Genomic DNA, 23,556 nt, shown 5'->3' on the forward strand with positions numbered 1-23,556 from the left:
CATGGCAGAAGCCTATATCGTAGAAGCCGTCCGCACCGCCGGGGGCCGCGCGCGCAAGGGCGGGCTGATCGACGTGCATCCCGCCGATCTGGGCGCGACCATCCTTAATGCACTGGTCGACCGCACCGGGGTCGATCCCGCCGCGATCGAGGATGTGATCGTGGGCTGCGTCAGCCAGGCGGGCGAACAAAGCTTTGCCTTTGGTCGCAATCTGGTGCTGGCGTCGAACCTGCCCGATAGCGTGCCTGCCGTGACGATCGACCGCCAATGCGGTTCATCGCAACAGGCGCTGCATTTCGCAGCGCAGGCGATCATGTCCGGCACGCAGGATCTGGTGATCGCGGCGGGTGCCGAAAGCATGACGCGGGTGCCGATGGGGTCCAACTATCAGCTCCACGCGGCCGCAGGCCTGGGCGTCGGACCATGGCCCAAGAGCATCCAGAAGCGCTATGGCGTGGCTGAATTCAGCCAGTTCCACGGCGCGCAGGCGATCGCCAACAAATATGGCTTCACCCGCGAAGATATGGACGCCTTTGCGCTTGCCAGCCATGCCAAGGCGGCAGCGGCGATCGACAGCGGCGCATTCAAGAATGAGATCGTCGGCGTGGAAACGCCCGAAGGCCTGTTCGACACCGATGACGGCGTGCGGCGCGGCGGGACAATGGAAGCGATGGCCAGCGTCAAGACGCTGGAGGAAGGCGGCACCATCACCGCCGCGAATGCCAGCCAGATGACCGATGGCGCGTCGGGCGTACTGGTGGCCAGCGAAGCGGCGATCAAGCGCTTCAACCTGAAACCCATTGCCCGCATCGTCAATCTGACGGTGACGGCGGGCGACCCGGTCATCATGCTGGAAGAGCCGATCCCGGCGACCCGGCGCGCGTTCGAGCGGTCCGGTCTCAGCATGAACGACATCGACCTGTTCGAGGTGAACGAGGCGTTCGCCGCGATCCCGATGGCGTGGCTGAAAGCGATTGGTGCCGACCCGGCCAAGCTCAACGTCAATGGCGGCGCGATTGCGCTGGGTCATCCGCTGGGGGCCAGCGGGACCAAGCTGATGTCGACGCTGATTCATGCGCTCAAGGCGCGCGGCAAGCGCTATGGTTTGCAGACGATGTGCGAAGGCGGCGGCGTTGCCAATGTGACGATCGTGGAGGCGCTGTAATGGGGATCAGGACGCGCTTTACCGATCTGTGCGGGATCGAGCATCCGATCGTTCAGGGCGGGATGATGTGGGTCGGCCGGGCGGAATTGGCCGCCGCTGTCTCCAACGCGGGTGGCCTCGGCATATTGACCGCGCTGACCCAGCCGACGCCCGACGATCTGCGCCGGGAAATCGAGCGGTGCCGCACGATGACGGACAAGCCGTTCGGGGTGAACCTCACCATCCTGCCGTCGGTCAATCCGCCGCCTTACGCCGAATATCGCAAGGCGATTATCGACAGCGGCGTGAAGATCGTCGAGACTGCCGGGCATAAGCCGCAGGAACATGTCGACGATTTCAAGGCGCATGGCGTTATCGTCGTCCATAAATGCACGGCGGTGCGACATGCCCTGTCGGCGCAGCGGATGGGCGTGGACGCGATCTCGATCGACGGGTTCGAGTGCGCCGGGCATCCGGGCGAAGATGATATTCCCGGCCTCATCCTGATCCCCGCCGCTGCCGACAAGCTGACCATCCCGATGATCGCCAGCGGTGGTTTCGGCGACGGGCGCGGGCTGGCCGCCGCGCTGGCGCTGGGGGCAGATGGCATCAACATGGGCACCCGTTTCTGCGCGACGGTCGAAGCGCCGATCCATGACAATGTGAAGCAGTTTCTGGTCGACAATGACGAGCGGGGGACGAACCTCATCTTCCGCAAATTCCACAATACCGGACGTGTCGCCAAGAATAGCGTGTCGGATCAGGTGGTCGAAATTTCGCTGCGCGAGGGCGCTGTGTTTCAGGATATCCAGCCGCTGGTGTCGGGCGCCAAGGGCCGGGTCGCGCTGGAGACGGGCGATCTGGACGCGGGCCTGGTCTGGGCCGGGCAGGTGCAGGGGTTGATCCGCGACATCCCGACCTGCGACGCGCTGATCAGGCGGATCGTCGGTGATGCCGAAGCGATCATCCGGGGACGGCTAAGCGACATGCTGAGCGGGGACCTCGTCGCCGCCTGAGCCTCATTGCTCGATCAGCAGGGCAGCATAAGGCGGCAGGTCACCCGGCGCTGCTCCGTTGACGGCGCTCAGGATACGGCCTGACTCGTCAACGCCTGCGGGCCATGCTGTCGCCTCGCGCGACAGGTTGAAAATACAGAGCAAAGACTGGTCGCCGCTGGTCCGCCGGAACGCAAGGCAGGCGTCGTCAGCGACCACTATGTCGAGCGCGCCATGCCGTAACGCCGGGTTCGCCTTGCGCAGCGCCAGCATCACGCGGGTGAAGTTGAGCAGCGAACCGGGGTCACCCTCCTGCGCATCCACGGCCAGCGCGAGATGATCCTCGCCATGGGGCAGCCAGGGTTCGACGCTGGAAAATCCCGCCTGCTTGGCGTCGGCAGACCAGGGTAGCGGCGTGCGTGCGCCGTCACGCGACAGGGTCAGCGGCCAATTGGCGATGGCTTCGGGGTCCTGCAACCGCTCGAACGGGATATCGACCTGGGTGATCCCCAGTTCCTCCCCCTGATAGAGGATAGCGTTGCCCCGCAACGCCATCAGCAGCGCCATCTTCATCCGGGCAAAGGCGGGGCGATCTTCGGGCGCGCACCATCGCGACAGGGCGCGGGGGGCGTCATGATTCTCGAACGCCCAGCTTGGCCAGCCCATGCCCGGTTCGTCGGGCCAGCGATCGACCGTTTCCGCGACCAGCGCCGGGGTCAAGGCAGGCGCGTAGAGGAAGGTGAAGCCATAGGCGCTGTTGAGGCGGTTAGCCCCAGCAGTATAAGCTTTCATCTCCTGCTCGGCGATCGCCCCGCCGACTTCGGCGACCGTGAAGATCGCGCCATATGCGTCGCACAGCGCCCGGATACGCTCGACAAAGGGGACGACGCCGGGGTGCGACTGGCTGTAGCGCTTGATCTGATAGTCGAACGGGCGGGTGCGGGGACTGCCATCGTCGGGGGCAGGGGGATTGTCGCGGAAATCGGGGTCGTGCATCGCATGATTCAAGGCGTCGAGGCGGAAGCCGTCCACGCCGCGATCCAGCCAGAATCGCATGACGTCCAGCAGCGCGTCCTGCACTTGCGGGTTGTGGACGTTGAGTTGCGGCTGGCTGGTCAGGAACTGGTGCATATAATATTGGCCGCGCCGCGCGTCCCAAGTCCAGGCCGGGCCACCAAATACCGATTGCCAGTTATTGGGCGGCGTGCCGTCCGCTTTGGGGTCGGCCCAGACATACCAGTCTGCCTTGTCGCCGCCGCGACTCGCGCGGCTTTGTGCGAACCAGTCATGCAGGTCGGAACTATGGGCATAGACCTGGTCGATCGTGACCTTGAGGCCCAAAGCATGGGCGCGGGCGACCAGCGCATCGAAATCAGCGAGCGTGCCAAAGATCGGATCGACATCGCAATAATCGGCTATGTCGTAACCGAAGTCCCGCATCGGCGAGGTGAAGAAGGGCGAAATCCAGATCGCATCCGCCCCCAGCCGGGCGATATGATCCAGCCTTTGCGTGATGCCGTTCAGATCGCCAATGCCGTCATCATTGCTGTCCTGAAAGCTGCGCGGATAGATTTGATAGATGACCGCCCCCTTCCACCAGGGCTGGTCAGCTTTGTCGGTGGTATGGGGCATCGCTGGTTCGCTCCGATCAGGACAGGCGGGAAGGTTGCGCAGTCGCAACCGGACCAATCTACACATCGGCAGCGGCAGGTGAAGCCCTGGTCAGCGCGAGTCGGTGCAACATGATGCGTCCGCCAATCCATGATTCTCTGGGTATCGTTGTCATCCGGCGCATGGACGCGCTTAGAATTCCGCTACGGAACGCACCGTAATTGCGACGGGTGCATATTTTGCAATCGCGAACAAGGATTTCGCACTTGCAGCAAAGCGTGATTTGTCGGACATAGGAGGTGCCTTTCAGGCATCCTCTCCTAAACTTTCATGGGCTGGTCTTCGGATCGGCCCTTTTTTTGTGCGTTTCAGCGACGCCTTGGCCATTCGTGCGACAGTAGCGTGTCATATAATAGTCATTTTCGACGACACGAAAGGGCGGGGTGATTGTCACACCGTCATGTGTTCGTCATAAGGCGCCATGACATTGCCCTCCGGCCCATCCTCTCCTCCGATCGATCGCATCCAGCAAAATGTGCTGGCAGCATCCGAACGCCGCCTCCTCAACTGGCTCTGCGCCCGTATGCCGCTATGGGTCACGCCCGACCTGTTGACCGTACTTGGCATGATCGGCGCATTCGCCATTTTTGCCGGTTACGCTGCCAGCAGTCTGCATGTCCATTGGTTGTGGCTGGCGATCGGTGGCTATGTGCTGCAATGGTTCGGCGATTCGATGGACGGCAGCCTGGCGCGGTTCCGCCGGATCGAGCGGCCATCCTATGGCTATTTTATCGACCATAGTTGCGATGGTCTTGCTACCTTGCTGATATTGGCGGGGATGGGGGCCAGCCCCTATATTCGCATGGATGTCGCGCTGGTGGCGCTGGCCGGTTATCTCCTGTTGTCGATCCATGCCTATCTGGCGGCGCGGGTGATGGGGGAGTTCAAACTGTCCTACCTGTCCGCCGGGCCAACGGAATTGCGGCTGATGCTGATCGGCCTGACGCTGGCGATGATGGCGCTGGGCTATGCGCCCGGCCTGTTCGGCGCGATTTCCGGGTTCGACCTGTTTGTCGGTGTCGTCTCGGTGATCCTGATCCTGCTGTTCGTCATCCAGACGCTCACGACCGCGAAGCGTCTGGCGATCAGCGACGCAAAGGATGCGGGCCGCTAACCGGCTTTACCGTCCGGCTCGCAACATATCGACAGGGTTCAGCGATGCGGAAGCGATTGTGCGGTTGCGTCATGCGCCGCGGTCGATCGCTGGGTCGCACCCAGAATCAACTCGTTCAGACGCATTTCGTCCTGAACGCCCGATGCAAAAGCAAGGCAAAGCCAGTCCAGACACCGTGCCAGTAGCAGCATGGTTCCCTCTCCATTATTTTATGACGCCGATCATAGCATAATTGCGCGGCGGGAGAAGAGGCTTGTTCGCGGCTATTTCGCTCAGGCAGTAACCGGATCGGCCTCCGCCATCAGCCGGGCCAGACGCGCCGCGCTGACATCGTCCAATGGCGCGAACAGCAACAGCCTTTGCCCCGGCGCTTCCTCGATCGCATAGCTGGTGTGGCGGAACATGATTTCGCCCACGCCGGGCATATCGGCGATATTGGTATCCTCGAAATGCGCCATGATTTCCGACTCCTGCCAATATTGGCGGAAAAATTCGGACTGCTCCAGCATGTCGGCAATGATGCCTTCAAACACGTCCGGCTGGCTGGTGCGGCTATAGTCCCATTTGAAGCGTGCGATCAGGCGGCGGCACATGTCCTGAAACTTGTCCGGGTCGGCACGGTAGCGCGGATTGAGCATCAGGATGCGGAACAGGTTGCGCTGTTCCCGCGGCATCTGGCTGTAATCGCGAAAGGCGCGGGCGACCAGCCGGTTCCAGCCGATGACCGTCCAATCCTCTATGATGACCAGGGCGGGAATGGAAAGCGCGTCCATCAGATGCTGGGTGCCGGCATGGATCGTTTCGTCCGGTCGGATGGCCAGCGGCGGCGGGCGATGCTGGGCCAGGGCGAAGAGAAATTCGCGTTCATTGGGGGAGAGGCGCAGGGTGCGGCTCAGCCGCTCCAGCATCGGCGCGGACAGTTGCACCTCTCGCCCCTGTTCGAACCATGTGTACCAGGTCACGCTCATCCCCGCGAGCGTCGCCACTTCCTCGCGCCGCAGGCCGCGTGTCCGTCGGCGCTCGCCCGCGGGCAGGCCGACGTCGGACGGCGCCAGCTTGGCGCGCGCGGCTTTCAGGAAACGCGACAATTCTTCCCGCTGTGCCATGCCTTATCCAGTTACTCTCTATAATGGGACATCCACCGGCCTTCTTGTGAGCCGCTTCCTCTGCAAGACCCCTGATCAAGGGTCGGCAACATAGCCGACACAAGACAGGAGAGTGCGGTTGGCTGGCAAGCTATTTCTGACCTGCGCGGTGACGGGAAGTTCGCCGATGCCCGATCATCCCAATTTCCCGTTCCGGCCCGATCATGTCGCGGCAGAAGCGCTGGCAGCGGCGGAAGCGGGTGCCTCGATCATCCACCTGCATGTCCGCGACCGCGAAACCGGCGATCCGTCGCAGGCGCTGGAGGATTATCGCGAGGTGGTGGGCCTTATCCGTGCGAAAAATGACGAGTTGATCCTGAATGTCACGACCGGGCCGGGCTGTACCTGGATGCAGAGTGCGGAAGATCCGGCGGTCTGCGGCCCCGGCACGCTGATGTTCACGGCGCAGCGGCGGCTGGAGCATATTCTCGACCTCAAGCCCGACATGTGTACGCTCGACATCTGTACGATGCAGCTCTGGGGCGGGGTGGCGATCAATCTTGATCCGATGATCACCACCATGGGGCATATGATCCAGGATGCGGGCGTCCTGCCGGAGATTGAATGTTTCGAGGCAGGCGATTTCGTCTTTGCCGACGATCTGATGGCCAAGGGCGCAATTCCCAAAAACGCGCCCTTCACTTTCGTGCTGGGGACCAAATATGGCCTGCCCGCCACGACCGAAGCGATGCTCTACGCCAAGAACCAGATACCGCGCGGCACCCCCTTCACCGGCTTTGGCGTGAGCCGCCACAGTTTTCCGATGGCGGCGCAATCGGTGCTGCTGGGCGGCAATGTCCGGGTCGGTTTTGAGGACACCATCTATCTACGGCGTGGGCGCATGGCGGCGGACAATGCCGATCTGGTCCGCTGGGGCGTCGAGATGATCGAGCGGATGGGCGGCGACATCGCCAGCGCCGGGGAAGCGCGCGCGATGCTTGGCCTGAAACAGTAAGGGAGAGAGAGAGAGATGACGCAGGCAATCACAGCGCCTATGGCCGATGTCCGGGGGCGGACGGCCTTCATCACTGGCGGCGCGAACGGCATTGGCCTCGGCATAGCGCGGGCGCTGGTGCGGGCGGGGGCCAATGTCGTGATCGCCGACATACGGCAGGACGCGCTGGCAGCCGCAAAGGCCGATCTGGCCGCCGATGCGCAGGTGGAGACGGTGCAGCTGGACGTGACCGACCGCGCCGCTTTCGCCCGTGCGGCGGATGCAGCGGAGGCGCGGTTCGGGAAAATCCATATGCTGGTCGGCAATGCCGGGGTTGGCGTGATGGGTCCGGTGCTGGACGCGCGGTTCGATGACTGGGACTGGGGCATGGGGGTCAATCTGGGCGGGGTCATCAACGGCCTCGTCACCATCCTTCCGCGGATCAAGGCACATGGCGAGGGCGGACAGATCGTCACCACATCATCCCAGTCGGCGCTCATCCCGATCAGCTATTCGGCCATCTATACAGCGGCCAAGGCGGCGGTGCTGGGCATTTCCGAAGCGATAAGGGGGGAACTGGCGGCGGAGAATATCGGCGTTTCAGCCTTCATGCCGGGACCGGTGCAGAGCAATATCGCCCATAGCGGCGAGTTGCGGCCCGCCGAATATCGCGAAGATAGCGGCTATCGCCAGCGCGAGGAGGAACTGGAGAAGCGCCCTGTCTCGCCGCTGTGGATGAGCGCAGACGAAGTGGGTGAGCGGGTGCTGACGGGGATATGCGCCAACGACCTTTATATATTGACCCACCCCGAATTTGCCGCCGGGATGCGGACGCGGTTTGATGCGATCCTGGCGTCGATGCCGCATGAGACGGTCAATCAGGAGCGGGCCAGGGAGATTGGTTTCCTGCTGTCCAACCCGGTGTTCGACGCCCAGCTGGCGCAGCGTAGCGCCAGGGAAACAGTCGACAGCTGAATTTTTATACCAAATCACGTTGATTGTGACTCATCTCCCCTCCCCGGCGGGGAGGGTTGATTGGAGTCACGCGCCTCCAATCAAGGGGAGGGGGAGCGAGGCGAAGCTGAGCGTCCACGCTGGCGGCAGCACACCCCCACCCAACCTCCCCCTCAAGGGGGAGGAGTTTCATGGGGCAAGATCATCGCAGCTTGGTATTACGTCCCTCTGGCCGGGCGAAAAGGGGTTAGCCCGGCCAGCTTTTTTCGGAACGTCAAAATCCTACAGGCTTGCGCTTAACTTCGCATATTTCCCGGCAAATGCGACATTTTATATCAAGTTCGCGACATTATATGTCTTTTCCTGGCCGCGATCCCGACAGGCTTTTTAGCATGGTCGACTGATGTAGGACAGCGCACGCCAAGCAAGCGATGACCCATTAATAATTCCACTGAACCTGCGTGCGGATGAGGTTGCCTTCCGCACGGCCGGTGCGGCGTTCGTCGGCTTCGGCGCGCTTCATCCGGGCATAGGCGAAGGTGAATTCCAGCGCCTTCCATGGCTGCCATTCGACGCCCAGTTCAAATTCGTCGGTTTCCAGGCGCGGGGCGTTGGTCCCCGCCTTCCATCCGCCGCGATAATGCTGCCAGCGGCCATAGGGCATCATCGATCCCAGATTTTCGGTCGGCAGGCGCATCATCGCCTGGACATAGCCGCCCTGCAAATTCTTGGTCTGGATCGACTGGGTGGCGACATCAAATTCCGGTCCCTTGCCCCAATTCCATTCGGCCTGGATGCCGAAGGGCTTGGGATAGAGCATGGCGTGCAGGCCGACGCGATTATCCTTGTAGGCGACCGGGCTGATGATGCCACTGCGCAGTTCGGGCTGGACGTCGTTCAGCATTGCCGATCCGCCAAATTCGACGACCTGATCGCCAATTTCGAACGGCCATGTCGCCAGCGCCACCTTCATCAGGCCGCGATTCTGCTCGGTCTTGTTGATGCCCTGGCCGTTGAACACGCCGACGCCGAAGGCACCGTAATTGCCGAACAATTTTTGTCCGTCGCGGGTCAGCTCATCCCAGATTTTCTGGACCGAAGGCGGGGTGTAATAGGCAACGATGCCAAGGTCCCGCTCGCTCGGCACCGCGCTGTTGATCGCGTCGCTGCGGTCGAGCGTCAGCCGGTTGGACGAGGATTGCATATTTTCCCAGCCATAGGGGACTTTGGACTGGCCAAAGCGCACGCGAAAGCTCTTGGCCTTGTCCAGGAACACGTCGGCATAGGCGTCGCGCAACTGGACGAAACCTTCGCGCCGTTCGGAGCCGGCCTGATTATTGACCGCTGTTGCAAAGTCGGGCTGGAGATAGAGGGAGACGCGATCGGAAATATCGCCCTGAACGATCAGGCGAACGCGGCGGAGCGAGAAGCTGCCGCGATCCGAAATACTGCTGTCATGGACAGAGCGGAGGCGCGACACGCCCGCAGGCGCGGTGTCGTCGCCCGACAGGAAAGCATTGTAGCGCATCTGGGTATAGCCGCGCAGGGTCAGGCGATCATACCAGGCCTTGGACTTGGCCGGTGCAGCGGCAGGTACTGGTGCGGGAGCCGATGCCAGCACGGCGGGCGCTGCGGCAGATGTCGTGGCCGGCGTTGTCGACTGAGGCGGCACCTGCGCGACGACGGGCGCGGTCTGGCTCTTGCTGGCAGCGAGCGCCGAGACAAGCGACTGGACCTGTGCTTTCAGCTCGTCAATCTGCGTTTGCAGTTGCTCTACCGTCTGCGCCTGCGCGGCCTGCGGCATCAGCGCCAGCAGGCTGACGGCCAGACCCATCTGCATATGTCTCGATCGCATCTTCACTTGCCCCTCATCATGTCGAGCGGGCATTTATGGCGATTCGATGACATGTATATGACAGCAACAGACTTGAATCTGTAACAATCGAGCCATCGGGATTCGCAGTTCAGCCGAGCCCAAGCAGCCTGACTGCATTATCCTTCATGATCAGCGGCAGCACCTCTTCCCGAAAACCCGCCTCACGCGCGGCATCGATCCATTTTTCCGGGCGAATGAGCGGCCAGTCCGACCCGAACAGCATCTTAGTTTTAAGTTGCGTATTTGCGTATTGGATCACCTGTTTGGGAAAATATTTGGGCGACCAGCCCGAAAGGTCCATGAACACATTATCCTTGTGCAGCGCCATCGACAGGCTTTCGTCGGTCCAGGGCCAGCTGGGATGGGCCAGGATGATTTTCATGTCGGGGAAATCGACCGCGACATCATCCACCAATATGGGCTGGCCATATTTCAGACGCACGCCGCCGCCGCCCTTCATCCCCGTTCCCATGCCCGAATGGCCGGTGTGGAAAATGGCGGGCAATCCATGTTCGGCGATGACTTCATAGATGGGATAGGCGACCCGGTCAGCCGGGTGGCAATCCTGCATGATGCCATGGAATTTGAAGCCCCTGACCCCATGATTTTCGACCAGATCGCGGGCTTCTCGCGCACCGAACTTGCCCTTGCGCGGATCGATGGAGGCGAAGGGGATGACGATGTCGTCATGTTCCGCCGCGATGTCCGCCACTTCATAATTGCTGATCCGCTTGGCCCCGATGCCACTTTCGCAATCGACCGTGAACAGGCAGAAGGCGATATTTTGCGCGCGATAATAGGCGATGGTTTCAGGGATGGTCGGGCGCTTGCGATCCGCCTTGAAATAGGCCGACGCTGCGTCGAAATATTTGGCCATCACCGGATCCTCCGGGTCATGGCAGGATATCTCGGCATGGACATGCACGTCGATGGCCAGGATTTTGGACGGATCAATCGGCATTGGCGGTTTCCAATACTTTATCTTCATTGGCGCGGTGGATGACATAGGCGCGGATGTCGTCAATTTCCGCCGCCGTGAAGATCGACGCGAAGCTGACCATGCCATTGTCCTTGAGCGCGCCGTCATGGACGACCTGCTTCCATATGTCGGCGTCGTTCAGCGTGCCGCTATGGCGCAGGTCGGGGACGATGCTGCCGCCGATCGCTGCATCGCCATGGCAGGTGCTGCAATAGCGGCCAAAGCGCGCCGCGCCTGCCGCGATCGTTGCGGGGCTGGCGGTAGAGGGCGGAGGATCGAGCGGCATCTTTGTCAGTGGCGGCGCGGGGGGCAGGGCCGCCTTGCCATCCAGCCGGAACACCAGCAGGCGGGAGATATTGCGGCTCCGCCCGCTCTTGTCGGACAGGATGCCGGGTGCGAGCGCCCAGACGCCGCCCCAGCCCGCCATCACCGCGACATATTGCTGCCCGTCCAGTTCATAGCTGATGGGAGCCGCGACGATGCCGGTCTGCGCCGGGAAGGACCAGAGCTTGCGCCCATCCTTCGTCGCATAGGCGTTGAAATCCCCGGTCGCCGTCCCCTGAAACACCAGATCGCCGCCAGTCGCAAGCAGCCCGCCATTCCATGGTCCTTTATAGGACACCCGCCAGCGTTCCTTCTGCGCGATCGGGTCCCAGGCGATGAGTGCGCCGGTGGTCGCCTTCATCGCCGCGTCGCGCACCGCCTTGTCGGCTGGCATCGCGGCGGCGGCGATATCGACACCGACATTGAAGCCCAGCCTGTTCGCTTTCCATCCCTTTTCAGCTATGTAGGGGAAGGCAGCGAGATTGGCCGGGATGAACACCAGCGATGATTTGGGATCGAACGCCATCGGGTGCCAGCTATGCGCGCCGGTCGCGCCGGGGGAGCCGATGAAGGGCTTGCCGGTCTTATAGTAGCGCGCCTCAGGGTTTTCGATCGGCCGCCCGGTCGTCATGTCGATGCCGCTGGCCCAATTGACCGGCACGAAATTTTTGGCCGACAACAGCTTTCCGTTGGTCCGGTCGAGCATGTAGAAAAAGCCGTTCTTGGGCGCCTGCATCAGCACCTTGCGCCTGGCACCGCCCATGTCGAGATCGGCCAGCATGATGTGCTGGGTGGCGGTAAAGTCCCAGCTGTCGCCGGGCGTCGTCTGGTAATGCCAGGCATATTGCCCGGTTTTCGCATGAACCGCGACGATCGAGGACAGATAGAGATTGTCGCCCTTCCCCTCCGACCGATAGGCTTGATTCCAGGGCGATCCGTTGCCGACGCCGATATAGAGCAGGTCGAGGTCCGGGTCATAGGCCATTGCGTCCCACACCGTGCCGCCGCCGCCCTGCTTCCACCATTCGCCATGCCAGGTGGCCGCCGCTTTCTTCAGATAGTCCGGTTCCCGTTCCGTGCCGGGTTGCGCCGGGACGGTGTAGAAACGCCAGCGCTCCTTGCCCGTGTCCGCATCATAGGCGGCGACATAGCCCCGCGCGCCGAACTCCGCGCCGCCATTGCCGATGATGACCATGCCTTTCACGACCCGCGGCGCGCCCGTGATGGTGTAATTCTTGCTCTGGTCGAGGGTGACGACGCTCCACGCGGCCTTGCCCGTCTTGCGGTCGATGGCGATCAGCCGCCCGTCGAGCGTGCCGACGAAGATCTTGTCGCCCCATGCCGCCACGCCGCGATTGACCGCGTCGCAGCAGGCCTTGACCAATGTTTCGCGCGGCACTGCCGGGTCGAACGACCAGAGCAGCTTGCCGGTGCGCGCGTCATAGGCCTTCACCATGCTCCAGGCGGTCGAGACATAGAGGACACCATCGATGAACAAGGGCGTCGCCTCCTGCCCGCGATTGGTGTCGAGATCGGCGAACCAGTTGAGACCGAGCCTGCCGATCGTATCCTGATTGATCGTAGTCAGCGGGCTGAAACGCTGCTCGTCATAGGTGCGCCCGGTCGAGAGCCATTGCGCGGGTGCGGCAGCAATGATCCGCGCCGCGTCAACGCCGCTGACGCCGGTCGCGCCATTGCCCTGGCTACAGGCGACCAGCGCCAGACTGCCCATCGTCATTGCCCAGACTGCAACCCGCATCCTCATCCCGTCCTTTGTTCTCGCGGATGTTGTCATCCTGATTAGTTGACCATTCGCTCACCCGACCAATGGGCCGCGCGCAGGGCTTTCTTGTCCATCTTGCCCACTGCCGTTCGGGGGATGGCGGGGACGAAGGCGACGCTTTTGGGCGCTTTCACTCCGCCCAACCGGGCCTTGGCATGGGCGATGATGGCAGCTTCATCGATTTCGTCGGCCACGACAATGGCATGGACCGCCTCGCCCCATTTTGCGTCGGGGATGCCGATGACGGCACATTCGCGCACCGCGCCCAGCTCGGTGATCGCGGCCTCGACTTCGGCGGTGAACACATTGAAGCCGCCGGACACGACCATGTCCTTCTTGCGATCGACGATATAGAGAAAGCCATCGGCGTCGCGGCGGGCAATGTCGCCGGTGTGGTGCCAGCCAAAGGTACGGATTTCGGCAGTCTCCAACGGCAGCGCATGATATCCGCGCGACACCAGCGCGCCGCGCACCACCAGTTCGCCTGCCTCGCCATCGGGCAGCAAATGCCCGTCATCGTCCATGATGGCGATCATGACCGATCGGGTCGGCAGCCCGCAGCTGGCGAGCCGTTCGGGCCGGTCGCCCGCGGCTGCCGCCGCCACGACTTCGGGCGAAAGCCAGGTGACGATCATCGGCGCTTCCACCTGCCCATAGGCCTGGCAGAGGCATGGCCCGAACACCTCCACCGCGCGACGGAGCTTTTCCGGGGAAACGGGCGATCCGACCAGCAGGAAGATTTCGAGCGACGAGGTGTCGGCCTGCGCCAGTTGCGGCGCATCGAGCAGGCCGTAAAGCGCGGTGGGCGGCATATAGACATGGGTGACGCGATGGGTGGCAATCGCATCCAGCACGGCGGCAGCGTCGAAGCCGGGCAGAATGATCTGGGTCGCGCCCAGCGAGAGCGTCGCCAGCGCGACCGGCCCAGCAGCATGGGTGATCGGCGCGACCACCAGCGACACCGGCGCGTCCGTGCGGCCATCGACTGCCTGCGCCACCGTCTCGATCATCGTACCCCAACCGCTATTGGTGACGACCACGCCCTTGGACGGGCCAGTCGTGCCGCCGGTGGGAAAGAGGCCAACGACATCGTCGGGTCGCCCGAACGGATCGGACAGGTCGGGCAGGGTGTCACCATCGGCCCCGGCAATGAACTGGTCGAGCGAGGGGTCGCCATTCTGCGCCCGGTCGAGGCAGATGAAATGCGTCAGGCCGGGGACGCGCGCCTTGAGCTGCATCACGTCGCCCGACTGGCTGCTATGATAGAAGAGCCAGCTACAGCCGACATAGTCGAGATAGGCGGCGTTCGCGTCGATCGCGTTGCGGGTGTTGACCGGCACCCACTGGCCATTGGCGCGCCAGATGGCGAGCAAGGCAACCATCATCGCGGCGCTGTTGGGACCATAGAGCGCGACCGGTTCCTGATTGCGAAAACCCGCGGCATAGAGTGCGACCGCGATCCGCCGGGTCAGCACGCTGACCTCCGCAAAGCTCAAGCGTTCTCCGCTGACCGCATCGATCAGGCAGACATGGTCGGGGGCGATGTCATGGCCCCGGTCGAAATAGTCGATCGCACGCATTGTCTCAGCCCCAGCGGTTAATCTCCGGGCCGGGCGCCCAGATGGCTTCGGGATGAGGCACGGTGGCAAGGCCGAGCGCCCGCGCCACCGCCGGGCGGGCGCGTAAACGGGCTTCCCAGGCGTCGGTCAATGGCGAGGCGGCAAAGGCATCCGGCACGATGCCCCGCATCCCCGCCAGCCAGGCATGGGTTTCCAGATCCGCAATCGAGAAGTTCCCCGTCAGCCAGTCGCGACCGTCGGCCAGTTGCGCTTCGATCTTCTCGACCGCCTGCCCGATCTTCGCGCGGCTGTCGGCCAGTTGCGCCTCGTCTGCGCGGCCCTCCACTGCGTCACGCCAGCGTCCCTCCAGGTCCGCGCTCGCAATGCCGGCGGGGACGGCAGCGGGAGGGGCGGAGGCCACGCCCAGGCAGGCGGCTGCGGGCGCAACACGTTCGATGACATGGCGGCACCAGGCCATCATCTGCCAGCGGGCATAGGGATCGGCCGGGCGCAGTGCAGGGCCGCTGCCCACTTCATCGAGATAGCAGGCCAGAAACACGCTGTCGGTCATCGCGACGCCATCGACCACCAGCACCGGCCCTTCGCCCTCGATCGACTGGTCGACTTCGATCGGGTGGGGCAGGGCGGCATCGTGGCGGTCACCTGCGACGAGGTTGATTGGGCGGAGTTCCAGCGCGACATCCTTCTCGAACGCCGCAGCGAGGACGGTGAAGGACGGGCCATTGGGTTGGCCATGATAAAGGATGGTCGTCATGCCGGTTCGCTTTCGAGCAGGGAGATGCGGCGGGCGAGGTCGGTGCGGCCCAGCGCCCAGCAGGCGCGGGTCGCGGGGCGCGCATAGATGGCGCGCAGCCAGCGCATGATGTTGGGGGTCAGGCTGTCATTGCACAGCTGCGGCTGCGACAGCGGCATGGCGTAGGCGAGGTTGAAGCCGTTTATGTCGGCAAGTCCATAACTGTCCGACGCCAGCCATTCTCGCTGGCCCAGCGCCTGTTCGAGATAACCGATGCCAAGCGCCACGCGACGCTGGGATTCGGCCATCTCCTCCGCCGAAAAAGCGCCGTTGATCGCCTTGCGCCAGGCAACGCGCCGTTCGGGCATCGGGATGCGGTCGATCGCGGCTTCCAGTTCAGCGGGGTCCTTTTGCCGCACCGAAGGACCAACAAACACGCTCCATCCAATCATCGAGAAGCTGGGGGCAAGCCACTGGTCGAGGAATTTCATCCACCAGCGCGTGCGCCACTGGTCCACCGGGTCGGCGGGCATCAGGCGCGGGCCGTCGAACGCCTCATCGACATATTCCATGATCGCGGTGGATTCCGTCAGCACATGCTGACCATGGGTCATGGCGGGAATGGTGCCGAGCGGGTTGACCGCCAGATAATCGGGCTTGTGCTGGTCGAAATTCAACAGGTCGAGATAATGGCTGTCGAACGCCACGCCCTTTTCAAACAGCGCCAACATGGGCTTGCCCGAATTGGCGTTGGGTTCCCAATGGTAGAGGGTAACGTCGGTCATGCCGATAGTGTCTCCATGATCCAGGGGACCGGGCGGCATGGGCCGCCCGGTCAGGCGGGGATTAGAATTTCTTTTTGACCGAAATCGCCCATTCGCGCGGGTTGCCGGGGCGTCCCTTGCGCACGCCCGCCCCTGCGCCACGCAGGTCGAACACCGACAGGAAATAATATTTGTCGAACAGGTTGGTGACTTCCAGCGATATGTCGAGGTCATTGTCCGCATTCGCCCAGGTCAGTCGCGCATTGGCGAGCGTATAGGCAGGCACGAAATTGAGGTTGCGGGTCGTACCGATCACGGATGATCCGGCATATTTCTTGTCCTCATAGGTGACGTCGAAGCGGGGGGTCAGGCTGCCGGCGCTGTCGAGGTCGATCTTGTACTGCGCGCCCAGGCTGAATTTCCAGGGCGGCGAGACTGGCGGATCGTCGGCCGACACGCCGCCCGGATTGGTCGGATAGGCCGCAGCCGGGCTGAGGCTGCCAGCCTTATATTTGAAGTCGAGATAGCTGATCGAGGCGTCGATCGCGAGGCCATCGACCGGATAGGCGGTCAGTTCCGCCTCGAACCCCTTGACCTGCGCATCGCCCGCATTGAGGCGAGCGGCACAGGGCGCGCCGGGGCAGGTCAGCACCGGGATCTGGATGTCGGTATAATCGTTGATGAAGGCCGCGGCATTGAAGCGCAGGCGGCGGTTGAACATGTCGCTCTTGAAGCCGATCTCATAGGCAATGAGCTTTTCCGGCTGGAAGGCGATGACCTGCTGCGTATTGAAGGGACGCGGGTTGCTGCCGCCGCCCTTGAAGCCGGTGGAGACCGACCCATAGACCATGAAATTGTCCGACAGGCGGTAATCGGCCGCGATCCGATAGTCCCAGCGCTTGGCACTATAATGGGCGGTCAACCCCGACAATGCCGTCACGGTTTCGGTGACATTGCCATTACGGTTGTAATCCAGCGTATCGGCGCCTGCATAACCAATGCCATAGGTAGCGCCGACAGGGTCAAGGAAGGCGTTGACGGTGCCGTCATAGTTCAGGCGGAAATAGGTCTGGTCCTTGGACTCGCTGGTGTAGCGCACCCCGCCGCTGATCGTCATCCGCTCCATCGGCTTCCACGACAGATGCGCGAACACGGCCTTGGCGTCGGCCTTGGTCGGATCGGGTTGCCGGAACTGAAGCGGATAGACCGGAACATAGCGAATGTCCTGAAGGGAGTCGTATGTCGATTTCTGCTTGAAATAATAGCCGCCGACCGTGCCGTTTAGCGTTTCGCCCAGTTCCGCATTCAGCCGGACTTCCTGACTGAAACTCCAATTTTCCAGATAGTTGCGGCCAAAGCCAATATTGGCGGGCGAGATATCGTCGTCGGAATCAAATTGCGTGTCGAAGGCGCGATAGCCAGTGATGGAGGTCAGCGCGAAGGCATCACTCAGCTTATAGTTGATCTGGCCCGACACGCCCCAACCCTGATACAGGCTGCGGTCCGTACCCTGCGTGGCAGCCAGCGGCGTACCGGCCGCGCCGAATGGATCGACCGGAATGGGCGGCACCCAGACGCCCGCAGGCTGGCCGGTGCCGATATAGTTGCAGTAGCGGCCGCATATGAATCGATTATCATAGGGGATGCCCGGCGCGGGATTGGTATTGGGTGAATTGACCGTGCTGGTTTCCAGCAGCACTTCGCCAGCGATCGTGTGTTCGTCGCGGGTATAGTCGCCGATGACGGTTACATCGAGCTTGTCGCTCGGTTCCCAGAACAGGATGCCACGGATCGCTTGATAGCCAACGCCGCCCAGCTTGCTGATGACGCAGTCGCCCGCAGGCTGGGTCGATGCGATGCCGCCGCCCGGATTGGCGCAACCATAATCGATACGATCGACAAAGCCCTCCTGCTGTCGCGCCACACCGGAAATACGGGCGGACAGGGTGCTGGTAATGCCGAAGTCCGCCGCCGCACGGATGCCGATGCGGTTGCGAATGCCGTAATTGACCTCGACAAAGCCGCCACCGTCACCCGATGGCCGCTTGGAATAGAGCTTGATCGCGCCGCCTTCGGCATTGCGCCCCGCCAGCGTTCCCTGCGGCCCGCGCAAAATCTCGACACGGTCGAGATCGAGCAGCTCGAACACTGCACCGGTCAGTTGAGGATAATAGACGTCGTCAATATAGATGCCGACGCCCGGTTCATAGGCGGGGTTAAAGTCATTCTGGCCCACGCCGCGGATGCTGGCGGAAATGGACGGGCCAAAGGACGCCCCCTGGGGCTTGAGCGACACGTTGGGCGCGGCGTCGGCGACCTGGGCCAGATTGACCTGGCTCTTCGCTTCCAGCTCCGCGGCACTGACCGCGGTAATGGAAATGGGCGTGTCCTGAAGCCGCTGTTCACGGAACTGGGCGGTGACGACAATGTCGGCGACCATGCCGGGCGACAGCGTCTCCTGCTCGGCGGCCTGTGGTGCCGTTTGTGGCGGTGCCGACGACTGCGCCGATGCTGGCGTGGTGATTGCGAGGATGGACGCCGACGCCAACAGGGCGTGCGTCATCGTGGTACGAAGCGCGTACTGCATGGGAAATCCCCTCTCCTAAACCGGCTTGAGATCCGTCCTGCCCGGACGTGACCCGCCAATGACGCTGCTGTGCGTCGATTGTTAGTAAGGCATACAATTTTCTGCGTTGCAAGAGCCTCTTCACCCCCGCAACGACTATTGACGCAATATTTGCTGATATTACGAGAGAGCAAATAATGCTGTTATCTATATTGGTGGTACTGGCTGTAACAGGTTCAGAAGAGGCCAATCGCCAACTGCTTGAAAAGCCCTGCTTCTGCGCTTTTCCGGTCAGACATAGACGCGGCGCAGCAACTCCACCAGCATCGCGGTTTCCGCCGGACTGAACCGGGCCTTGAGCCAGTTTTCATGCTCGGCGATGCAGGTGCGCGCCGCCGCCAGCGACTCGCGCCCCGCGTCGGTCAGGCTGAGCGTCTGGCGACGACGATCCTGCGTGGATTCGCCGCGTTTCAGGAAGCCGCGATCCTGCATCCGATTAACGATCGCCATCACGCTGGCCCGGTCCATTTTCAGCCGCCGACCAATGTCCGCCTGCGCAATAGCAGGCTGATCCTCGATCAGCCACAGCACCGCGACCTGCTTCTGGGTCAGGCCCAGATCGCTGAACGTCTCGGTAAAATGCTGATAAACCGCCGCGCTCGCCAGCCGGATGTGGAAGCCGACGAGACCGTCAATGCCGCTGAGACGGGGGTCGGGAAACAAAGCGAGCGGATCGAGATCCTTGTCCATGGTATTCATAGTAACAGTGTGGAGACTAAAGAGTTGAGCGTCAATCCTGCGGCTTGAAAATATGTGTAGGTTACATACAATGTAGCCAACAATCATAAGCAGAGGATCAGCCGTGGCGCATTTCCCCGAAACGCCCTCCTTCACCGGGTTCAACACGCCGTCGCGGATTGAGGCGGACATTGCCGATCTGGACATGATCGGCGCTGTGCCGACCGAACTGGATGGCGCTTTCTACCGGGTGCAGCCCGACCCGCAATTTCCGCCACGGCTGGGCGACGACATCGCCTTCAATGGCGACGGCATGATCACCATGTTTCGTTTCCATGACGGCCGGGTCGATTTCCGCCAGCGTTGGGCGAAAACCGACAAATGGAAGCTGGAGCATGAGGCGGGACGCGGGCTGTTCGGCGCCTATCGCAACCCGCTGACCGACGACCCGGCGGTCAAGGGCCAGATCCGCGGCACCGCCAACACCACCGCCTTCATCCATGGCGGCAAACTCTATGCGCTGAAGGAGGACAGCCCTGCGCTGGCGATGGACCCGGCGACGCTGGAGACGGACGGCTATACCCGCTTTGGCGGCGCGATGACCGGCCAGACCTTTACCGCCCACCCCAAGATCGACCCGGCGACCGGCGACATGATCGCCTTCGGCTATGCGGCCAAGGGGGTGCTGACCCGCGACATGACCTATTATGTCGTGTCACCCGACGGGACGCTGAAACAGGAGCTTTGGTTCGAACTGCCCTATTATGCGATGATGCATGATTTCGCGATCACGCCCGATTATGCGCTGTTCCATGTCGTCCCCAGCACGTCCAGCTGGGAACGGCTGGAGCAGGGCTTGCCCCATTTCGGCTTTGATACCACGCTGCCCGTCTATCTGGGCGTCCTGCCGCGTCGCGCCGACGCGACCGCTGCCGACATACGCTGGTTCAAGCGCGACAATTGCTTTGCCAGCCATGTCATGAACGCCTTTCAGGATGGCACGAAAATCCATTTCGACACGCCCGAAGCGAAGAATAATATGTTTCCCTTCTTCCCCGACATCCACGGCGCGCCGTTCAACCCGCAGGAGGCGGCGAGTTTCCTGACTCGCTGGACGGTGGACATGGCGTCCAATGGCGATGATTTTGCAGGCACGCGGCGACTGACAGCCATGATGGGCGAATTTCCGCGTATCGACGATCGCTTTACCGGGTTGCCCTATCGCTATGGCTGGATGCTGGTGATCGATCCCGCCCAACCGGTCGAACTGAAGGGCGGCAGCGCGGGCGGCATGATCATGAACACGCTGGGCATGGTCGATCATGCGACGGGGCAGGAGCAAAAATGGTGGTGCGGGCCGGTATCCTCCCTCCAGGAACCCTGCTTCATTCCGCGTTCGGCCGATGCGGCGGAGGGGGACGGGTGGATCGTCATGGTGTGCAACCGGTTGGCCGACCATCGGTCCGACCTGTTGCTGTTCGATGCGACCGACATCGCCAAGGGACCGATCGCGCAGGTCCGTGTGCCGATCCGCCTGCGCTTTGGCCTGCATGGCAATTGGGCAAATGCCGACCAGATCGGCTTGGCGGCGTAAGGCTTTAGACCGGCTCCCCCGCAGCACGGGCGCGGGGGAGCAGGCTGGCATGATCGCGCTCGACCCGGAACAGGATGATCAGCAGCAGGATGACGATCACCGGCGCGACCCAGTTGATCGCCAGTATCGCTCCGCCCAGATCACCGCCGCGCGCGTCGCTGATCATGCCCACGACATAGGGACCAGTCCCCAGGCCAAAGATGGTCGAGACGACGACATAGAGGCTGACGGTCAACCCCCGCATCCGCGGCAACACCTGTTCGAACATCAACGCATAGATGGGCGGCATCCACATCGTCAGGATCAGGCTGTAGAGGGTGAAGCGCAGGTAGAAATCGCCAGCATCCGGGGCGCGATAGACCCAGAGCGCAACGAATGGCGACACGCCCATGGCGAACAGCGCCACCCATACCCGGCGCGACAGGCGATGCGCGCCGATACGGTCGGACAGGGGACCGGCGATCATCGGGCCGACGATGCCAAGCCCCGCCGAAAGCAGGCCGAACTGCATCCCCGTGACGGCTGGCGACAGGCCATAGGCCTTCATCAGGAAGGATGGGGTAAAGCCCATGACGCCATAGTTGATGACACATTGCAGCGCGCCCGCCGCGATGCAGAGCAGCAGCGAGGGCTTGCCGGTGATGACGGCGAAGGCGACCGGATCGCGCCGTTTGAGATTTTGCAGCAGGTTGGCGATGACAAAAGCGCCAAAGCCGATGACGCTCCACTGGACGACATGCGGGCTGACCGAAAAACCGCCGAGCAGCAAGGGCGGGCGCGGCGATACTATCTGCGCGCCATGCATCGCGCCAAGCGAAGCGAGTATGATCAGCGCCAGCAAGCCGACATTGAGCGTCCATTCCCTGCCGCTGGCGCGCGCCTGTCGCAGGCTGAGCCAATGGACGCCCGGCGTCACCGCCGCCAGTACCGCGAAGCTGGCGCGGAAGGGGTGGGGATCGGGCGGGGTGGCGATGCCGTCGATCGCGCCGCGCTGCGGTTCCTTGAGCCGGGCCATCAGGATGGCGATGATGAAACCGGGCGCAGCGGCGACGGCGAAAGCGAATTGCCAGCCAGCCAGCCCCAGCGGTGCGCCACCCCCGGCATAGCGCGCACTCCACCATTGCGCTGCAACTCCGCCGATGATCAGCGATCCGCCAAGACCCATGGCGATGGCCGCCGCAATCACCGCCATGACAAAGCCGCGCCGCTGCTGTGGGAAATAATCATAGGCCAGGCTCGTACCCGCCGGTTGGGCCGCCGCCTCACCAATGCCGACGCACAGACGCGAGAGCATCAGCGTGAAGAAACCGCCGGCAAAGGCGGCCCCGGCGGTAGCGATCGACCAGAAACTGATGCTGGTCGCCAGCAACCGCGTGCGTATCCAGCCATCGGCCAGCCGCCCCAAAGGCAGCGAGAAAAGCGCATAAAAAAGCGCGAACACCGTGCCGTAGAGCAGCCCCATTTCCGCGTCGCCGATATGCAGGTCCGCCTTGATCGCAGGGGCCAATATGGCGAGGATATTGCGGTCGAGCAGGCTGACCATATTGGTCGCCGCCACCAGCGCCAGCGCATAATAGGCCGTCCTGCGTGGTGGCACGATGATGCTCACAGGGCGAACAGGCGCTGGGCGTTGGTCTGCATCAGCTTGCGCTTGGCCGTGTCGGATATGTCGAGCAGATCATGCGCGCGCACCTCGTCCGGCACATATTGATAGGGATAGTCCATCGCGTACAGCACCCGATCCTCCCCCAGCACCTTTTGCGCAAACTGGATCGCAGGTTCCCATGCCATGCCGCTGGTGGTGACGCTGACATTGCTGCGCATATAGTCGTGGATCGTCTTGTTGAGCGGCTTCATCCGTTCATAGCGCTGCGACCGCACGCCCGCCTGATGCATATAATCCAGCCGATAGAGCCAATAGGGCAGCGCCTCCCCCATATGACCGACGACGATCTGGAGATCGGGATAGCGGTCGAAAATGCCGATGGTGATGAGGCGCAGCAGGTGCATCCCCGTCTCCACGCCAAAGCCGAAGATCGCGCCATCCAGCCCCGCGTCCAGCATCGGCCCGATCATCGCGTCGGGCGGGGTCGAGGGATGGATATAAAGCGGCTGGCCAGTGTCGGCGAGCGCGCGGAAAATCGGATCGAATTTGGGATCGTCGAGATACTCGCCCTGGGTATGGCTGTTCACCATCACGCCTTTGAAGCCAAGATCGCGCGCCCCGCGCCGGATTTCGGCAGCGGACCAGTCCGGGTCTTGCGGGGCGATCGAAGTCATGCCGACGAAGCGCGTCGGGTGGGCGGCGCAGCGGTCGGCGAGATGATCATTGGCCCGTGTCACCATCGCCTTGGCCTCGGCCATGTCCAGCAACGGCTGCACGCCGGGCGAGGTCAGCGAGAGGATGGCGACGTCAATCCCGGTCGCGTCCATATCCGCCAGCCGCCGCTCACCAAGGTCCAGCAACCGGTCGATAATCTGCGTCGCGCGGGGCGATGGCGACTGACCGTAAAAGCCCCAGAGCGACACCATCCCTCGATCCGCACTGCCATCGCGCACCATGCGCAAATAGGCATCGATCTGCTCTCGCGTGGCGAAGGCTTCCTCGGTCGCGATGCGGAGATAGCCGCGATCGCCGCCGATATTCAATGCATGCGTCATG

The 23,556-nt window shown here is 62.6% G+C and carries 18 protein-coding genes; 6 read left to right on the forward strand and 12 right to left on the reverse strand.

The window, feature by feature from the left end; translation table 11 throughout:
• The first annotated feature begins 1 nt into the window (after position 1).
• Both ACODR8_RS07480 and ACODR8_RS07485 read left to right on the forward strand, forming a co-directional pair.
• The gene (locus tag ACODR8_RS07480; RefSeq protein ID WP_489006652.1) at positions 2-1,165 is read left to right on the forward strand and encodes an acetyl-CoA C-acetyltransferase; all 1,164 of its coding nucleotides are present in this window, start codon (positions 2-4) and stop codon (positions 1,163-1,165) included.
• Positions 1,165-2,160, forward strand: a complete 996-nt coding sequence (locus tag ACODR8_RS07485) for an NAD(P)H-dependent flavin oxidoreductase (RefSeq protein WP_489006653.1) — start codon at positions 1,165-1,167, stop codon at positions 2,158-2,160. The genes ACODR8_RS07480 and ACODR8_RS07485 overlap by 1 nt, the downstream gene beginning before the upstream one ends.
• Before the next feature lie 3 nt (positions 2,161-2,163).
• Here ACODR8_RS07485 and ACODR8_RS07490 read toward each other — a convergent pair whose 3' ends face one another.
• Complete coding sequence (locus ACODR8_RS07490) at positions 2,164-3,771, reverse strand: alpha-amylase family glycosyl hydrolase (RefSeq protein WP_489006654.1); 1,608 nt, start codon at positions 3,769-3,771, stop codon at positions 2,164-2,166.
• Positions 3,772-4,231: 460 nt separating this feature from the next.
• On the opposite strand from ACODR8_RS07490, the gene ACODR8_RS07495 reads away from it, so the two are divergent.
• Entirely contained in the window at positions 4,232-4,924 is a 693-nt protein-coding gene (locus ACODR8_RS07495; RefSeq protein ID WP_489006655.1) for a CDP-alcohol phosphatidyltransferase family protein, read from the forward strand.
• A gap of 272 nt (positions 4,925-5,196) precedes the next feature.
• On the opposite strand, the gene ACODR8_RS07500 is transcribed toward ACODR8_RS07495, so the two are convergent.
• A complete protein-coding gene (locus ACODR8_RS07500; protein WP_489006656.1) occupies positions 5,197-6,030 on the reverse strand; it encodes a helix-turn-helix transcriptional regulator in 834 nt (277 codons plus the stop codon).
• Between the two features lie 112 nt (positions 6,031-6,142).
• Between ACODR8_RS07500 and ACODR8_RS07505 the strand changes: the two genes are divergently transcribed.
• Together ACODR8_RS07505 and ACODR8_RS07510 are read left to right on the forward strand one after the other, a co-directional pair.
• Complete coding sequence (locus ACODR8_RS07505) at positions 6,143-7,024, forward strand: beta-keto acid cleavage family enzyme (protein ID WP_489006657.1); 882 nt, start codon at positions 6,143-6,145, stop codon at positions 7,022-7,024.
• 15 nt (positions 7,025-7,039) lie between these two features.
• A complete protein-coding gene (locus ACODR8_RS07510; protein ID WP_489006658.1) occupies positions 7,040-7,978 on the forward strand; it encodes an SDR family NAD(P)-dependent oxidoreductase in 939 nt (312 codons plus the stop codon).
• A gap of 418 nt (positions 7,979-8,396) precedes the next feature.
• Here the strand turns inward: ACODR8_RS07510 and ACODR8_RS07515 are convergent, their stop codons facing one another.
• The 8 genes from ACODR8_RS07515 to ACODR8_RS07550 all read right to left on the reverse strand — a co-directional run bounded on the left by ACODR8_RS07515 (position 8,397) and on the right by ACODR8_RS07550 (position 19,321).
• Positions 8,397-9,791, reverse strand: a complete 1,395-nt coding sequence (locus tag ACODR8_RS07515; RefSeq protein ID WP_489006779.1) for a porin — start codon at positions 9,789-9,791, stop codon at positions 8,397-8,399.
• A gap of 130 nt (positions 9,792-9,921) precedes the next feature.
• Positions 9,922-10,821 carry an amidohydrolase family protein gene (locus ACODR8_RS07520; RefSeq protein ID WP_489006659.1) on the reverse strand — a complete coding sequence of 300 codons (900 nt, stop codon included), beginning with the start codon at positions 10,819-10,821 and terminating at the stop codon, positions 9,922-9,924.
• Positions 10,784-12,901 carry a PQQ-dependent dehydrogenase, methanol/ethanol family gene (locus ACODR8_RS07525; RefSeq protein ID WP_489006660.1) on the reverse strand — a complete coding sequence of 706 codons (2,118 nt, stop codon included), beginning with the start codon at positions 12,899-12,901 and terminating at the stop codon, positions 10,784-10,786. Before ACODR8_RS07525 ends, ACODR8_RS07520 begins: the two co-directional genes overlap by 38 nt.
• Before the next feature lie 35 nt (positions 12,902-12,936).
• Positions 12,937-14,499 (reverse strand): class I adenylate-forming enzyme family protein, encoded by a 1,563-nt coding sequence (locus ACODR8_RS07530; RefSeq protein WP_489006661.1) that lies wholly within the window; start codon positions 14,497-14,499, stop codon positions 12,937-12,939.
• Positions 14,500-14,503: 4 nt separating this feature from the next.
• Positions 14,504-15,253, reverse strand: coding sequence for a glutathione S-transferase family protein (locus tag ACODR8_RS07535; RefSeq protein WP_489006662.1), 750 nt, complete (start codon positions 15,251-15,253; stop codon positions 14,504-14,506).
• Positions 15,250-16,017: a glutathione S-transferase family protein gene (locus ACODR8_RS07540; RefSeq protein WP_489006663.1), complete on the reverse strand. Its 768-nt coding sequence runs from the start codon at positions 16,015-16,017 to the stop codon at positions 15,250-15,252. The genes ACODR8_RS07535 and ACODR8_RS07540 overlap by 4 nt, the downstream gene beginning before the upstream one ends.
• Before the next feature lie 61 nt (positions 16,018-16,078).
• Complete coding sequence (locus tag ACODR8_RS07545; protein ID WP_489006664.1) at positions 16,079-18,583, reverse strand: TonB-dependent receptor; 2,505 nt, start codon at positions 18,581-18,583, stop codon at positions 16,079-16,081.
• A 270-nt stretch (positions 18,584-18,853) separates the two neighbouring features.
• Positions 18,854-19,321, reverse strand: a complete 468-nt coding sequence (locus ACODR8_RS07550; protein ID WP_489006665.1) for a Saro_0803 family transcriptional regulator — start codon at positions 19,319-19,321, stop codon at positions 18,854-18,856.
• Positions 19,322-19,424: 103 nt separating this feature from the next.
• Here ACODR8_RS07550 and ACODR8_RS07555 point away from each other — a divergent pair, with 103 nt between their 5' ends.
• On the forward strand, positions 19,425-20,894 hold the full coding sequence (locus tag ACODR8_RS07555; RefSeq protein ID WP_489006666.1) for a lignostilbene-alpha,beta-dioxygenase: 1,470 nt from the start codon (positions 19,425-19,427) through the stop codon (positions 20,892-20,894).
• A 4-nt stretch (positions 20,895-20,898) separates the two neighbouring features.
• On the opposite strand, the gene ACODR8_RS07560 is transcribed toward ACODR8_RS07555, so the two are convergent.
• Entirely contained in the window at positions 20,899-22,503 is a 1,605-nt protein-coding gene (locus tag ACODR8_RS07560) for an MFS transporter (protein WP_489006667.1), read from the reverse strand.
• Positions 22,500-23,555, reverse strand: coding sequence for an amidohydrolase family protein (locus ACODR8_RS07565; RefSeq protein ID WP_489006668.1), 1,056 nt, complete (start codon positions 23,553-23,555; stop codon positions 22,500-22,502). Before ACODR8_RS07565 ends, ACODR8_RS07560 begins: the two co-directional genes overlap by 4 nt.
• Position 23,556: the final 1 nt, after the last annotated feature.

It is taken from the genome of Sphingobium sp. FG58, assembly GCF_057809055.1.

Coding starts and splice junctions, on each gene's coding strand:
- ACODR8_RS07480 (WP_489006652.1), top strand. CDS start 2: ATGGCAGAAGCCTATATCGTAGAAGCCGTCCGCACCGCCGGGGGCCGC.
- ACODR8_RS07485 (WP_489006653.1), top strand. CDS start 1,165: ATGGGGATCAGGACGCGCTTTACCGATCTGTGCGGGATCGAGCATCCG.
- ACODR8_RS07490 (WP_489006654.1), bottom strand. CDS start 3,771: ATGCCCCATACCACCGACAAAGCTGACCAGCCCTGGTGGAAGGGGGCG.
- ACODR8_RS07495 (WP_489006655.1), top strand. CDS start 4,232: ATGACATTGCCCTCCGGCCCATCCTCTCCTCCGATCGATCGCATCCAG.
- ACODR8_RS07500 (WP_489006656.1), bottom strand. CDS start 6,030: ATGGCACAGCGGGAAGAATTGTCGCGTTTCCTGAAAGCCGCGCGCGCC.
- ACODR8_RS07510 (WP_489006658.1), top strand. CDS start 7,040: ATGACGCAGGCAATCACAGCGCCTATGGCCGATGTCCGGGGGCGGACG.
- ACODR8_RS07515 (WP_489006779.1), bottom strand. CDS start 9,791: ATGGGTCTGGCCGTCAGCCTGCTGGCGCTGATGCCGCAGGCCGCGCAG.
- ACODR8_RS07520 (WP_489006659.1), bottom strand. CDS start 10,821: ATGAAGATAAAGTATTGGAAACCGCCAATGCCGATTGATCCGTCCAAA.
- ACODR8_RS07525 (WP_489006660.1), bottom strand. CDS start 12,901: ATGAGGATGCGGGTTGCAGTCTGGGCAATGACGATGGGCAGTCTGGCG.
- ACODR8_RS07530 (WP_489006661.1), bottom strand. CDS start 14,499: ATGCGTGCGATCGACTATTTCGACCGGGGCCATGACATCGCCCCCGAC.
- ACODR8_RS07535 (WP_489006662.1), bottom strand. CDS start 15,253: ATGACGACCATCCTTTATCATGGCCAACCCAATGGCCCGTCCTTCACC.
- ACODR8_RS07540 (WP_489006663.1), bottom strand. CDS start 16,017: ATGACCGACGTTACCCTCTACCATTGGGAACCCAACGCCAATTCGGGC.
- ACODR8_RS07545 (WP_489006664.1), bottom strand. CDS start 18,583: ATGCAGTACGCGCTTCGTACCACGATGACGCACGCCCTGTTGGCGTCG.
- ACODR8_RS07550 (WP_489006665.1), bottom strand. CDS start 19,321: ATGAATACCATGGACAAGGATCTCGATCCGCTCGCTTTGTTTCCCGAC.
- ACODR8_RS07565 (WP_489006668.1), bottom strand. CDS start 23,555: ATGACGCATGCATTGAATATCGGCGGCGATCGCGGCTATCTCCGCATC.